This window comes from Streptomyces sp. MS19 (genome assembly GCF_047200595.1).
In the GTDB taxonomy this organism is placed as follows: domain Bacteria; phylum Actinomycetota; class Actinomycetes; order Streptomycetales; family Streptomycetaceae; genus Streptomyces.
In genome coordinates this window covers 1-13,621 of sequence record NZ_JBJZOH010000070.1, presented here as the reverse complement: position 1 = coordinate 13,621, position 13,621 = coordinate 1, and the positions used below count along the sequence as shown (strand labels likewise).

Below are 13,621 nucleotides of genomic sequence, written 5' to 3'. Positions count from 1 at the left end.
GGGGGGGGGGGGGGGGTGGGGGGGGAGTCTCCCCCCCCCCCCCCCCCCCCCCCCCACAAAGGGCCGTGGCCCGCCTCCGCTGAGGGAGACGGGCCACGGCCTTCATGCGGTGATCGGCGCGGTCAGCGACCGCCCGGTCGTCGGGTCAGCTCTGGCCGCCCGCGAGCTTCTCGCGGAGGGCCGCAAGCGCCTCGTCGGACGCCAGGGCGCCCGCGTCCTCGGTCTGCGGCGAGGAGTACGAACCGCCGCCGCCCGAACCGCCGGCCGCCTGGCCGCCGCCGGAGCCCGCCGCCTCGGCCTCGGCCTGCGCGTCGGCCTCGCGGGACTTGATGACCTGCGCCTGGTGCTGCTCGAAGCGCTGCTGCGCCTCGGCGTACTGGCGCTCCCACTCCTCGCGCTGCTTGTCGTACCCGGGCAGCCAGTCGTTCGCCTCCGGGTCGAAGCCCTCGGGGTAGATGTAGTTGCCCTGGTCGTCGTAGGAGGCGGCCATGCCGTACAGGGTCGGGTCGAACTCGACGGCCATCGGGTCGGGGCCGAAGTTCTCGTTCGCCTGCTTCAGCGAGAGGCTGATCCGGCGGCGCTCCAGGTCGATGTCGATGACCTTGACGAAGATCTCGTCGTTGACCTGGACGACCTGCTCCGGGATCTCCACGTGGCGCTCGGCCAGCTCGGAGATGTGGACCAGGCCCTCGATGCCCTCGTCCACCCGGACGAACGCGCCGAAGGGCACCAGCTTGGTGACCTTGCCGGGCACGACCTGCCCGATCTGGTGTGTCCTGGCGAACTGCTGCCACGGGTCTTCCTGCGTGGCCTTGAGGGACAGCGACACGCGCTCGCGGTCCATGTCCACGTCCAGGACCTCGACCGTGACCTCCTGGCCGACCTCGACGACCTCGGAGGGGTGGTCGATGTGCTTCCAGGACAGCTCGGACACGTGCACCAGGCCGTCCACGCCACCCAGGTCCACGAAGGCACCGAAGTTGACGATGGAGGAGACGACGCCGGAGCGCACCTGGCCCTTCTGGAGGGTGGTGAGGAAGGTCTGGCGGACCTCGCTCTGCGTCTGCTCCAGCCAGGCGCGGCGGGAGAGGACCACGTTGTTGCGGTTCTTGTCCAGCTCGATGATCTTGGCTTCGAGCTCCTTGCCGACGTACGGCTGGAGGTCGCGGACGCGGCGCATCTCGACCAGCGAGGCGGGCAGGAAGCCGCGCAGGCCGATGTCGAGGATCAGGCCGCCCTTGACGACCTCGATCACCGTGCCGGTGACGATGCCGTCCTCTTCCTTGATCTTCTCGATGGTGCCCCAGGCACGCTCGTACTGGGCGCGCTTCTTCGAGAGGATCAGGCGCCCCTCCTTGTCCTCCTTCTGGAGGACAAGGGCCTCGATCTCGTCACCGACGGCGACGACCTCGTTGGGGTCGACGTCGTGCTTGATCGACAGCTCGCGCGAGGGGATGACGCCCTCGGTCTTGTAGCCGATGTCGAGCAGGACCTCGTCCCGATCGACCTTCACGATGACGCCGTCGACGATGTCGCCGTCGTTGAAATACTTGATCGTCTCGTCGATCGCGGCGAGGAAGGCTTCCTCGGAACCGATGTCGTTTACCGCAACCTGCGGCGTGGTCGCGGTGGTCTCGGTGCTGCTCGTCATGTGGTAAAGGGCTCCGGTACGGACATGTTTCGTAGGCACAGCTACGCCGAAAGCCCATGTCGCAGCACTGAGGCCGACCGGATGGGGAAGGGGCTTCCGCACCGGGACCGCGAAGGGTCCAGGAGCCGGTAGCGCCTCGACAACCGAGGGGACTACAGCAATTGCGAGCGCGTCCTGCTCCGTCTGAGGCGCGCAGGCCCGCAGCGCGCCTTATAGCATACGGGCGCATCGGAGCGGGGTCAATGCGCGGTTCGCCCCACGAGGGGCGCTATCGGGCCAAATCCGGCGAGTGTCCTCCCCCGGGCGGCGGGACGACGCCGCCGGCGGGCGGGCCCGAGCCCCCGGGACGCTTGGTCCCGGGGGCAGTGTCCGGCGTCTGGCGCCTGGCCTCAGACGGCGCGCCGGGACAGCACGCCGAGGGCCGTCACGGTCCCGGCGGCGTCGTCGTCGCCGGCGCCGTCCTCGTCCTCCTCGCCGTCGCCCGGGGTCTCCTCGCCGGGTGTCTCCTCGCCGGGATCGGTCGGGTCCTCGGGCTCCGTCGGGTCCTCGGGGTCGCCGCACCCGTCGTCCTCGCCCGGGTCGGCCGGGTCATCGGGACCGGTGGGATCACCCGGCTCCGTCGGGTCACCCGGCTCTGTGGGCTCGCCGGGATCGGTCGGGTCTCCCGGTTCCGTGGGCTCTCCCGGCTCCGTGGGCTCCCCGGGGTCCGTGGGCTCTCCCGGCTCCGTGGGCTCGCCCGGGTCGGTCGGGTCCTCCGGGGCGGTGGGGCACTCGGGGTCGGTCGGGTCCTCGGGATCGCCCGGGTCCGTCGGATCGGTCGGGTCGGTCGGGTCCTCGGGATCGCCCGGGTCCGTCGGATCGGTCGGATCGGTCGGGTCGGTCGGGTCACCCGGTCCCGGGTTCTCGTTCCCGGGGCCCGGGTCCTCGGAGCCCGGGTCCTCCGGCTTGCCGGGACCGCCCGGTTCCTGGGGCTCCTCGGGCTCCTCGGGCTGCTCCGGTTCCTCCGGCTCGGCGGGACTGCCCGGCCTGTCCGGGCGCTCACTGCCGTTCCCGCCGGTGGCGGGCGGGCCCGCGGGGCGCTGGGGACCGGCGGGGCGGCGGCCGGCGTCCGGGTTGCCTGGACCGGGGCTGTGCGGCAGGCCGCCCTCGCCGTCCGGCACCTCGTGGACCCCGCGCTGGTAGTACTCCAGCCAGGAGCGGACGGTGCGGACGTAGTCCCAGGAGTGGTTGTAGCTGAGGATGGCGCGGTCGAGGTTCGCCGAGAGGGCGAGGGTGCGGCCGGAGGCGCAGAGGTAGTCGCCCGCGGCGAGGGCCGCGTCGTAGACGTTGTTGGGGTCCGACACGCCGTCGCCGTTGCCGTCGGCCCCCCAGCTCGCCCAGGTGGAGGGGATGAACTGCATCGGGCCGACCGCGCGGTCGTGGACGGTGTCGCTGTCCCAGCGGCCGGCGTCCGTGTCGTTGATCTGCGCGAAGCCCTGCCCGTCGAGGACGGGGCCGAGGATGGGCGTGGTGGTCGTGCCGTCCGCGGTGACGTCGCCGCCGCGTGCGTGTCCCGACTCCACCTTGCCTATGGCGGCGAGCAGTTCCCAGGTGAGTCCGCACCCGGGGGTCGTGCCCGCGACGGTCGTGGCGGCCGAGCGGTAGGCGTCCAGGACCGTGGCGGGTATGCCGGACTCGCCGCCGCCGAGGGGGCCGCCCGCGTCCTGCCCGCCGTCCGGGGTGCCCGGCTCCACCGTGTCGAGCGGCGGCAGGTCCGTGTGGTAGGGCGGGTCCCCGGCGGCGGGGCCGTCAGGGACCGCGTCGCCCGGTGTGTCGTCGGCGGCGACCGCGTCGGACGGCGTGTCCTGCGGCGGCGTGGAATCAGTGCTCAGAACGTCGGATGCCTGTGAGGCGGTCAGCGCGGCCATCGCCGCCGCGGCGACCGCGGACCCGGAGATCCCCCGGCGGACCCTGCCGATGCGCAACCCCACTCGCCGTCCCCTTCGTCTGCTGCTGTCTGCGACTCACGTGCGGCTCTTGCCCGTTGACGGATGACAGTACGACAGGTCGCGCTCCCGCTGCCAGAACCCCCGGGCGTATCCGGAGTGGCGGCTGGGGAAACCGGGGCCGTCAGTGCGCGGCCGCCTCCCAGGTCTCCCCGGCGCCGATCGAGACGTCGAGCGGGGCCCGCAGCTGCGCCGCGCCCGCCATCTCGCGGCGCACCAGCGCCGTGACGTGCTCCCGCTCTCCGGGGGCCACTTCGAGGACGATCTCGTCGTGGACCTGGAGCAGCATCCGGGTGGCGAGCCCCTCGCGGCGCAGCGCGCCGTCCACGCGCAGCATCGCGATCTTGACGATGTCGGCCGCGGTGCCCTGGATGGGGGCGTTGAGCGCCATGCGCTCCGCCATCTCGCGGCGCTGCCGGTTGGAGCTGGTGAGGTCGGGGAGATAGCGGCGGCGGCCGAGGACGGTCTCGGTGTAGCCGGTGGCCGTGGCCTCCACCACGACGTGCTGGAGGTAGTCGCGGACGCCGCCGAACCGTTCGAAGTAGGTGTCCATCAGGCCGCGCGCCTCGTCGGGGGAGATCGACAGCTGCTGCGACAGGCCGAAGGCGGACAGGCCGTAGGCGAGGCCGTAGCTCATCGCCTTGATGCGGCGGCGCATCTCGGCGTCCACCTGGTCCTTGGGGACGGAGAACACCTGCGAGCCGACGGTGGTGTGGAGGTCCTCGCCCGAGGTGAACGCCTCGATGAGCCCGGCGTCCTCCGACAGGTGGGCCATGACGCGCAGTTCGATCTGGCTGTAGTCGGCGGTGAGCAGGCACTCGTAGCCCTCGCCCACGGTGAAGCCGCGGCGGATGGCGCGGCCCTCGTCGGTGCGGACCGGGATGTTCTGGAGGTTGGGGTCCGTGGAGGACAGGCGGCCGGTGGCGGCCACGGTCTGCTGGAACGTGGTGTGGATGCGGCCGTCCGAGGCGATCGTCTTGATCAGGCCCTCGACGGTGCTGCGCAGCCTGGCCTGCTCGCGGTGCCTGAGCATGATGACCGGCAGTTCGTGCTCGGTCTGGGCGGCGAGCCAGGCGAGCGCGTCGGCGTCGGTCGTGTAGCCGGTCTTCGTCTTCTTGGTCTTCGGCAGGCCCAGTTCGCCGAAGAGTACTTCCTGGAGCTGCTTCGGCGAGCCGAGGTTGAACTCGTGGCCGACCGAGGCGTGCGCCTCGGTGACGGCCTGCTGGACGGCGGTGGCGAACTGCTGCTCAAGGCGCTCCAGCCAGGCGCGGTCGGCAGCGATGCCGGCCCGTTCCATGCGGGCGAGGAGGTCGGAGGTCGGCAGTTCCAGCTCGGTGAGCAGTCCGGCGGCGCCGACCTCGGTCAGCCGGCCGCGGAACGTCTCGCCGAGGTCGAGGACGGTGCGGGCGTGCCGCATGAGGGTGTCCGCCTCGGCCGCGTCGTCGGCGCCGAGGGCGAGCTGGCCGCTCTCGTCGGCCGGCCTGGCCAGCTCGCGGCCGAGGAACTCGACGCTCAGCGCGTCGAGGGCGAAGGCGCGGCGGCCCGGCTGGACGAGGTAGGCGGCGAGCGCGGTGTCCATGGTGATGCCCGCGACGTGCCAGCCGTGCTCGGCGAAGACCCGCTGGACGGCCTTGGCGTTGTGCAGGACCTTGGGGCGCCCTGCGTCGGCCGCCCAGGCGGCGAAGGCGCGTTCGTCCGCCTCGTCGAGCTGCGCGGGGTCGAACCAGGCGGCGGGGCCGGTGGCGGTGGCGAGCGCGACGGCGTGCACGCTGCCGGTGCCGAGCTTCCAGGCGTCCGTGGTGGCCATGCCGAGCGGTTCGGCGGCGTGCCCGGCGAGCCAGGGGGCGAGGCCGCCCGCCGTGAGGACCGCGCCGTCCACCTCGACGCCCTCGCCGACCTCGGGCGCGTCCTCCTCGGCGCCAGGATCGACGGCGAAGAGGCGGTCGCGGAGGCTGGCGTTGCGGAACTCCAGGGCGTCGAGCAGGACGACGAGGGCGTCCCGGTCGTACGGCTCGCGCGCCAGGTCGGCCGGGCCGCAGCCGAGGTCGATGTCGCGGACCAGCTCGGTGAGCACGCGGTTGAGGCGGACGGCGTCGAGGTGGTCGCGGAGGTTCTGCCCGGCCTTGCCCTTCACCTCGTCGGCGCGCTCCAGCAGGTCGTCGAGGGAGCCGAACTGGTTGATCCACTTGGCGGCGGTCTTCTCGCCGACACCGGGGATGCCCGGCAGGTTGTCGGAGGGGTCGCCGCGCAGGGCGGCGAAGTCCGGGTAGCGGGCGGGCGGCAGGCCGTACTTCTCCAGGACCTTCTCGGGTGTGAAGCGGGTCAGCTCGGACACGCCCTTGGTCGGGTAGAGCACGGTGACGCTGTCACCGACCAGCTGGAACGCGTCCCGGTCGCCGGTGACGATCGAGACGTGGAAGCCCTCGGACGCGGCCTTCGTGGCGAGGGTCGCGATGACGTCGTCCGCCTCGTACCCGTCGACGGCGAAGCGGGGCACGCGCATCGCGTCGAGCAGCTCGCCGATCAGCTCGACCTGGCCCTTGAAGTCGTCGGGGGTGGCGGACCTGGTGGCCTTGTACTCCGTGTACCGGTCCGAGCGCCAGGTCTTGCGGGAGACGTCGAAGGCGACCGCGAGGTGCGTGGGCGCCTCGTCACGCAGGGTGTTCGCGAGCATGGAGGCGAAGCCGTAGATCGCGTTCGTCGGCTGGCCCACCGCGGTCGTGAAGTTCTCCGCGGGCAGCGCGAAGAAGGCGCGGTACGCCAGCGAGTGCCCGTCGAGCAGGAGCAGGCGGGGCGGGGCGGTCGTCGTCTGCGATGCGTTCTCAGCCACGTTCCCGATCCTCCCACGCGCCACTGACACTCCCGTCCCGGCCGTGGGAGGATCGGAGGATTCCCTCCATGCGACGTCCCCCACGCGAGGTGATCAGCGATGCCTGCCAAGCCCCCGGCGCAGGACCCGGTCCAGGACTCCCCCGAGGTCGGTGAGCCCCGGCACTCGGCGGCCGGGCTCCCGGCGGTCGGGCACGCGATGCGGGCGGCGCAGCGGCAGATGGGTGTGCGGCGCACGGCGCTCACGCTGCTGCGCGTGAACCAGCAGGACGGGTTCGACTGCCCCGGCTGCGCCTGGCCCGAGCCGGGGAAGCCGCACGCGGCGGAGTTCTGCGAGAACGGCGCGAAGGCCGTCGCGGAGGAGGCGACGCTGCGGCGGGTGACGCCCGCGTTCTTCGCGGAGCACACGGTGGGTGACCTCGCGGGCCGCTCCGGTTACTGGCTGGGGCAGCAGGGGCGCCTGACGACGCCCATGTACCTGCCGGAGGGCGCGGACCGGTACGAGCCGGTGGGGTGGGACGAGGCGTTCGGCCTGATCGCCGAGGAGCTGCGGGTCCTCGGCTCGCCGGACGAGGCGGTGTTCTACACGTCGGGCCGCACGAGCAACGAGGCGGCGTTCCTCTACCAGCTGTTCGCCCGCGAGTACGGCACGAACAACCTGCCCGACTGCTCCAACATGTGCCACGAGTCGTCCGGCTCCGCGCTGGTGGAGACGCTGGGCGTCGGCAAGGGCAGCGTGCACCTGGAGGACCTTCACCAGGCCGATCTGATCATCGTCGCGGGCCAGAACCCGGGGACGAACCACCCGCGCATGCTGTCGGCGCTGGAGAAGGCCAAGGAGAACGGCGCCCGCGTCATCTCGGTGAACCCCCTGCCCGAGGCCGGGCTCGAACGGTTCAGGAACCCGCAGACCCCGCGCGGCCTCACCGGGCGCGGCACAGCGCTGACGGACCTCTTCCTCCAGATCAGGATCGGCGGCGACCAGGCGCTCTTCCGGCTGCTGAACCGGCTGCTGCTGGAGCGCGAGGGCGCGGTGGACACGGAGTTCGTCGCGGGGCACTGCCACGGCTTCGAGGAGTTCGCGGCGGCGGCGCGGGCGGCCGGCTGGGACGAGACGCTGGCCGCGACGGGCCTGTCCCGCGCGGAGATCGAACGGGCGCTGGAGATGGTGCTCGCGTCCCGGAGCGTGGTGGTCTGCTGGGCGATGGGCCTGACGCAGCACAAGCACTCGGTGCCGACGATCAAGGAGGTCGTGAACTTCCTTCTGCTGCGCGGCAACATCGGCCGCCCCGGCGCGGGCGTCTGCCCGGTGCGCGGGCACAGCAACGTGCAGGGCGACCGGACGATGGGGATCTACGAGAAGCCGGCCGGCGCGTTCCTCGACGCGCTGGAGCGCGAGTTCCGCTTCTCGCCCCCCAGGGAGCACGGGCTCGACGTCGTGGACTCGATCCGCGCGATGCGGGACGGGCGGGTGAAGGTGTTCTTCGCGATGGGCGGGAACTTCGTCGCGGCCAGTCCCGACACGGAGGTGACGGAGGACGCGATGCGCCGCGCGCGCCTGACGGTGCACGTGTCGACGAAGCTGAACCGTTCCCACTGCGTCACCGGCACCCGTGCGCTGATCCTGCCCACGCTGGGCCGCACCGAGCGGGACACGCAGGCGTCCGGCGACCAGTTCGTGACGGTCGAGGACTCCATGGGCAAGGTGCACGCCTCGCGGGGGCGGCTGCGGCCCGCGAGCGCCGAGCTGCTGTCGGAGCCTGCCATCGTCAGCAGGCTGGCGCGGCGCGTGCTGGGGGCGGGCAGCGCGACGCCGTGGGAGGAGTTCGAGACGGACTACCGGCGCGTGCGGGAACGGATCGCGCGGGTGGTGCCCGGTTTCGAGGACTTCGAGGAACGGGTCGCGGCGCCCGGCGGGTTCACGCTGCCGCACGGCCCGCGCGACAGCCGCACGTTCCCCACCGCCACCGGCAAGGCGCACTTCACGGCGTCCCCCGTCGAGTACCCGCGCGTCCCCGAGGGCCGGCTGCTGCTCCAGACCCTGCGTTCGCACGACCAGTACAACACCACGGTCTACGGCCTGGACGACCGCTACCGCGGCATCACGGGCGGGCGGCGCGTCGTCATGGTGCACCCGCGGGACGCGGCCGAACGCGGGCTCGCCGACGGCGACTACGCCGACCTGACCAGCGAGTGGACCGACGGCAGCGAGCGCACCGCGCGCGGCTTCCGCGTCGTCCACTACCCGACGACGCGGGGCTGCGCCGCGGCGTACTACCCGGAGACGAACGTGCTGGTGCCGCTCGACTCGACGGCGGACGTCAGCAACACCCCGGCCAGCAAGTCCGTGGTCGTCCGCCTCACCCGGGCGGCGGAGCGCTGAGGGGACCTGGTAGAACGCTGGCATGGCTGAGCGCAGTGGTACACAGTTCCCCCCGGAGACCCTCGACCAGTGGGCCGTCCTCGGCATCGACCTGCCCGCACTCTTCTCGGCGGGGGCGCTCGGCGAGCGCATGGGCGTGCGGGTGACGGAGGCGTCGCCCGAGCGCGTCGTCGGCACGATCCCGGTGGAGGGCAACACCCAGCCGTACGGGCTGCTGCACGGCGGGGCGTCCGCCGTCCTGGCCGAGACGCTGGGTTCCGTGGGCGCGATGCTGCACGCCGGACCGAACAAGATCGCGGTGGGCGTGGACCTGAACTGTACGCACCACCGCCCGGTGCGCTCCGGCCTCGTCACGGGCGTGGCGACGCCCGCGCACACGGGGCGGACGTCGGCGACGTACGAGATCGTCCTCACCGACGAGCGGGGCAAGCGCGTGTGCACGGCGCGGCTGACGTGCGCGCTGCGTCCCGCGACCCAGCAGACGCGGGAGGGCGGGGCCCCGGAAGCCGGTGCCCCGCCCGTCGCCTGACGTGCCGCGTCACACGTCGCACGTCACACGTCACACGTCACGTCACTCGATGGCCTCACCGAGGTAGGCGGCGCGTACCCGCGGGTCGGACAGGAGAGCCCCGGCGGTGTCGGCCATGACGACGCTGCCGGTCTCCAGCACGTAGCCGCGGTCGGCGAGCTGGAGCGCCTGCGACGCGTTCTGCTCCACGAGGAGCAGGGTCGTGCCCTGGGCGTTGATCTCCCCGAGGATCTCGAAGATCTGCTGGACGATCAGCGGGGCGAGGCCCATGGACGGCTCGTCGAGCAGCAGCAGTTCGGGCTTGCCCATGAGGGCGCGGCCGATGGCCAGCATCTGCTGCTCGCCGCCCGACAGGGTGCCGCCGACCTGCTTGCGGCGGTCGGCGAGGCGCGGGAAGAGCGTGAACACCCGGTCGAGGTCGGCCGGGTCGGGGCGGCGCAGCCGGTACGCGCCCATCCGCAGGTTCTCCAGCACGGTCATGCGCGGGAAGACGCGGCGGCCTTCCGGGACATGGCCGATGCCGAAGCGGACCAGCTCGTGCGAGGCGATGCCGTCCACCCGTTCGCCGTGCAGCAGGACCTGGCCCGTGCGGGGCGCGTGCATGCCGGAGGCGGTCTTCAGGGTGGTGGACTTGCCCGCGCCGTTGGCGCCGAGCAGCGCGACGACCTCGCCCCGGCCGACGGTGAGGCTGACGCCCTTCAGCGCCTCGATGGCGCCGTAGTAGACGTGCAGGTCCCGCAGTTCGAGCAGGGGCGGTCCCGCGTCGGTGCCGGGCGACGGCCGGGGCTCCTTCTCCAGCTCGGTGCTCATGACCGGTCCTCCTCGCTGCCGTCCGTACCGTCCGCGCCGCCGCCCGTGCCGTCGTCGGCCGGTCCGCGCGGCGCGGGGACGTCGGCCGCCGCCTGCGCGGCGAGCATGTCGGCGACCGCGGCGGAGTCCTCCTCGGCGGACGCGCCGAGGTACGCCTCCACGACGGCCGGGTCCCGCTGGACCTCGGCCGGGGTGCCCTCGGCGATCTTCTTGCCGAAGTTGAGCACCACGACGCGGTCGGCCACCGACATGACCAGCCGCATGTCGTGCTCGATCAGCAGGACGCTGACGGCCAGGTCGGTGTTGATGCGGCGGATCAGGACTTCCAGGTCACGCTTCTCGGTGGGGTTGGTGCCCGCCGCCGGTTCGTCGAGCAGCAGCACCTCGGGCGCGGTGGCGAGGGCGCGGGCGATCTCCAGGCGCCGCTGCTCGCCGTAGCTCAGCGAGGAGGCCAGCTCGTTGATCCGGTTCTCCAGGCCGACATAAGAGAGGACCTCGTGCGCCTTGCGGTCGCTCTCGCGCTCGTCGCGGCGGGCGTTCGGCAGGCCGAGCATGATGGAGATGGCGTCGGTGCGCTGCCGCGTCTCGACGGCGATCTTGACGTTCTCCAGCACGGTGAGCGCGCCGAACAGCCGGATGTTCTGGAACGTCCTGGCCACCCCGAGGCGGCTCACCTTGTGCGGCTTCTGGCCGCGCAGCTCGTGGCTGCCGCCCGCCTTGGGCCGGTAGGTGATCGCGCCTTCCTGCGGGACGTACGCGCCGGTCAGCGAGTTGAACAGCGATGTCTTGCCCGCGCCGTTCGGCCCGATGACGGCGAGGATCTCGCCGCGCCTCATCCGCAGCTCGACCCCGTCGAGGCTGGTCAGGCCGCCGAACCGCAGGGTGACCCCGCTGGCGTCGAGGACGTTGTCCGCCCCGGCGGGTTCGGGCGCCCGTGCGGCGTCCTTCATCTCGGTGGTCATCCCTGCGCACCTCCCGGCTGCGCGCCCAGCGCGTCCGCGCCGCCCCGGCCCTCCTCCGCCATCCGCAGCTCACGCTGGCGGCGGCGGGAGGGCAGCAGGCCCTGCGGGCGGTAGATCATCATGACGACCAGCAGGCCGCCGAGGTACATGAAGCGGTCCTGCGGGTCGACGGTGTCGCGCAGGTACTCCGGCAGCCAGACGAGGAGCACGGTGCCGAGGACCACGCCGGGGATCGAGCCCATGCCGCCGAAGACGACGTACGACAGCGCGAGCACGGACATCAGCACCACGAACTGCTCGGGGTTGATGAAGCCCTGCTTGCTCGCGTACACGACGCCCGCGACGCCCGAGGTGGACGCGCCGATGGCGAACGCGAGCAGCTTGAAGCGGACGGTGTTGACGCCGGTGGCCGCCGCGGCGACCTCGTCCTCGCGGATCGCGGTCCAGGCGCGGCCGACGCGCGAGTGCTCAAGCCGGAGGAAGAGAGCGATGATCGCGACGACGAACGCGAGCTGGAGCCAGTAGTACGGCGCCGGGTCGAGCTGCCACTCGTACGACCAGAAGCCGAGGTCCACGGAGAAGCGGTCGAGGCCGGGGGCGCCGCGCGTACCGCCGGTGAAGTCGGACCAGTTCCTGGCGATCAGGTAGACGATCTCGTGGAAGCCGAGCGTGACGATGGCCAGGTAGTCGCCGCGCAGCCGGAGCGTGGGCGCGCCGAGCAGCAGGCCCGCGATGAGGCAGGTGACGACGGCGACCGGGATCACGAGGAAGTTGTTCAGCTCGACGGGCGGTTCGACGGGCAGGCCGCCGGTCCAGAAGGCCGAGCTGTAGGCGCCGATGGCGAAGAACGCGATGAAGCCGAGGTCGAGCATGCCGGCCCAGCCGATGACCACGTTCAGGCCGATGGCGACCAGGACGTACATGCCGATCTGGTCCACCATGACCTGCTGCCAGAAGGTGGCGACCATCATCGGCAGGAAGACGAGGAAGACCAGCAGCGCGCCGAGGGCGGTCCAGCGGTAGGCGGCGTGGTCCCGGAACAGGCCGGTGACGAGCCGTACGGCGCGGGCGACGGTGGCGGGCAGCCAGACGTGCGCGGTGCGGGGGGAGAAGCGCTGGGCGGGGCGTACGTCGGCGGGCCGTCCGACGGGGCGGCCGGTCTCCTCGCGGACGGCGGAGGACCAGCGGGCGACGCCTTCGCGGCCGAACTCCCTGACGGCCCAGACGGCGAGGGCGATGCCGACGCAGACCCAGATGCGGACGCCCTTGAAGTTCTCCTGGAGCGCGAAGAAGAGATCGCCGCGGACGCCCTGGACGCCCGTCGCCTGGGCGATGACGACGGCCAGGACGAGGAGGGCGGACAGCCGCTTCCAGCGCGGCTCCTGGTACCACTTGCGGCGGCGCAGGCGTGCCGCCGCGCTCAGGGGCGCGTGGACGGGTGCTTCGGTGGTCATGCGGCCCTCCCGACCCGCTCGCCGAGGATGCCGGTGGGGCGGAACATCAGCACGAGCACGAGCGCGGCGAACCCGCCGACGTACCGCCAGGCGTCGCCCCAGATCTCGACGGTGAACGACTCGACGACGCCGAGGGTGAGCCCGCCCAGCATGGCGCCGCGCACGTTGCCGATGCCGCCGAGGACGGCGGCGGCGAAGGCGGTGATGCCGGGGAGGAAGCCCATCGTGTAGTCGACCTGGAGGTTCGTGCCGAAGAGGAATCCGGCCGCGCCGCCCATGAGGCCGCCGAGGACGAAGGTCCTGGAGATGACGCGGTCGATGTTCACGCCCATCAGCGACGCGACCTCCGGGTCCTGCGCGACGGCGCGGATGCCGGAGCCGAGTTTGGTGCGGTTCACGATGAAGTCGACCGTGACGAGCATCAGGACGCCGACGAGGACGATCAGCAGCTGCGTCACGCTGACCGGGGCGCCGAAGACGGTGAACAGGCGCCGGTTCTCGTACATCGACGGCATCGGCATCGGATAACGGCCGAAGAGTTTCCCGGCGAGGTTGTAGAGGAAGAACGAGGCGCCGATGGCCGTGATGAGGAAGACGAGGCGGGGCGCGTTACGGCGCCGCAGGGGAAGATACGCGGCCTTTTCCAGTCCGAAGGCGACGAGCCCGCCCAATGCCGCGCCGGCGCAGATGCCGAGCAGAATGTAGAGGACCGATTGCATTCCGGACGGGTCGGCGACCGGTTCGACGAGCGTGAGGGCGATGACGCCGCCGAATCCACCGGCCATGAAAACCTCGCTGTGCGCGAAGTTCAGGAGCTGGAGAACGCCGTAGACGAGCGTGTAACCGATGGCGATGACGGCGTAGAGCGAGCCGAGCACCACCCCGAGGACGAGGACGTCCCAGATGTCGGAAAGGGACATGGGCTGACTTCCTTGTGGGAACGAGCGGCTGCCGGGGGGACGGGCCGTGGGGGGGGGGGGGGGGGGGGGGGGGGGGGGGGGGGGGGGGGGGGGGGGGG

9 protein-coding genes are annotated in these 13,621 nt (G+C 72.2%); 2 read left to right on the top strand and 7 right to left on the bottom strand.

Annotation, left to right across the window (positions count from 1 at the left end; genetic code table 11):
• Window positions 1–145 precede the first annotated feature (145 nt).
• The 3 genes from rpsA to polA all read right to left on the bottom strand — a co-directional run bounded on the left by rpsA (window position 146) and on the right by polA (window position 6,466).
• On the bottom strand, window positions 146–1,651 hold the full coding sequence (gene rpsA / locus ACL02R_RS29505; protein WP_412800026.1) for a 30S ribosomal protein S1: 1,506 nt from the start codon (window positions 1,649–1,651) through the stop codon (window positions 146–148).
• A gap of 389 nt (window positions 1,652–2,040) precedes the next feature.
• Window positions 2,041–3,621, bottom strand: a complete 1,581-nt coding sequence (locus ACL02R_RS29500; RefSeq protein ID WP_412800025.1) for a lytic murein transglycosylase — start codon at window positions 3,619–3,621, stop codon at window positions 2,041–2,043.
• Window positions 3,622–3,760: 139 nt separating this feature from the next.
• The gene (gene polA, locus ACL02R_RS29495; RefSeq protein ID WP_412800024.1) at window positions 3,761–6,466 is read right to left on the bottom strand and encodes a DNA polymerase I; all 2,706 of its coding nucleotides are present in this window, start codon (window positions 6,464–6,466) and stop codon (window positions 3,761–3,763) included.
• Between the two features lie 99 nt (window positions 6,467–6,565).
• Here polA and ACL02R_RS29490 point away from each other — a divergent pair, with 99 nt between their 5' ends.
• Both ACL02R_RS29490 and ACL02R_RS29485 read left to right on the top strand, forming a co-directional pair.
• Window positions 6,566–8,848 (top strand): FdhF/YdeP family oxidoreductase, encoded by a 2,283-nt coding sequence (locus ACL02R_RS29490; protein WP_412800023.1) that lies wholly within the window; start codon window positions 6,566–6,568, stop codon window positions 8,846–8,848.
• A 22-nt stretch (window positions 8,849–8,870) separates the two neighbouring features.
• Window positions 8,871–9,377 carry a PaaI family thioesterase gene (locus ACL02R_RS29485; protein WP_362967636.1) on the top strand — a complete coding sequence of 169 codons (507 nt, stop codon included), beginning with the start codon at window positions 8,871–8,873 and terminating at the stop codon, window positions 9,375–9,377.
• 42 nt (window positions 9,378–9,419) lie between these two features.
• Here ACL02R_RS29485 and ACL02R_RS29480 read toward each other — a convergent pair whose 3' ends face one another.
• From ACL02R_RS29480 to ACL02R_RS29465, 4 genes are read right to left on the bottom strand one after another with little or no spacing between them, the layout of a single operon-like run.
• Window positions 9,420–10,187 carry an ABC transporter ATP-binding protein gene (locus ACL02R_RS29480; RefSeq protein ID WP_362967635.1) on the bottom strand — a complete coding sequence of 256 codons (768 nt, stop codon included), beginning with the start codon at window positions 10,185–10,187 and terminating at the stop codon, window positions 9,420–9,422.
• Window positions 10,184–11,149 (bottom strand): ABC transporter ATP-binding protein, encoded by a 966-nt coding sequence (locus tag ACL02R_RS29475; protein WP_412800022.1) that lies wholly within the window; start codon window positions 11,147–11,149, stop codon window positions 10,184–10,186. The genes ACL02R_RS29480 and ACL02R_RS29475 overlap by 4 nt, the downstream gene beginning before the upstream one ends.
• The gene (locus ACL02R_RS29470) at window positions 11,146–12,603 is read right to left on the bottom strand and encodes a branched-chain amino acid ABC transporter permease (RefSeq protein WP_412800021.1); all 1,458 of its coding nucleotides are present in this window, start codon (window positions 12,601–12,603) and stop codon (window positions 11,146–11,148) included. The genes ACL02R_RS29475 and ACL02R_RS29470 overlap by 4 nt, the downstream gene beginning before the upstream one ends.
• Window positions 12,600–13,523, bottom strand: coding sequence for a branched-chain amino acid ABC transporter permease (locus ACL02R_RS29465; protein WP_362967632.1), 924 nt, complete (start codon window positions 13,521–13,523; stop codon window positions 12,600–12,602). The genes ACL02R_RS29470 and ACL02R_RS29465 overlap by 4 nt, the downstream gene beginning before the upstream one ends.
• Between the last annotated feature and the right edge of the window lie 98 nt (window positions 13,524–13,621).

Excerpts from the sequence above, each read along its gene's own strand:
- rpsA (WP_412800026.1), bottom strand. The coding sequence starts at position 1,651 with ATGACGAGCAGCACCGAGACCACCGCGACCACGCCGCAGGTTGCGGTA.
- ACL02R_RS29485 (WP_362967636.1), top strand. The coding sequence starts at position 8,871 with ATGGCTGAGCGCAGTGGTACACAGTTCCCCCCGGAGACCCTCGACCAG.
- ACL02R_RS29465 (WP_362967632.1), bottom strand. The coding sequence starts at position 13,523 with ATGTCCCTTTCCGACATCTGGGACGTCCTCGTCCTCGGGGTGGTGCTC.
- ACL02R_RS29470 (WP_412800021.1), bottom strand. The coding sequence starts at position 12,603 with ATGACCACCGAAGCACCCGTCCACGCGCCCCTGAGCGCGGCGGCACGC.
- ACL02R_RS29475 (WP_412800022.1), bottom strand. The coding sequence starts at position 11,149 with ATGACCACCGAGATGAAGGACGCCGCACGGGCGCCCGAACCCGCCGGG.
- ACL02R_RS29480 (WP_362967635.1), bottom strand. The coding sequence starts at position 10,187 with ATGAGCACCGAGCTGGAGAAGGAGCCCCGGCCGTCGCCCGGCACCGAC.
- ACL02R_RS29490 (WP_412800023.1), top strand. The coding sequence starts at position 6,566 with ATGCCTGCCAAGCCCCCGGCGCAGGACCCGGTCCAGGACTCCCCCGAG.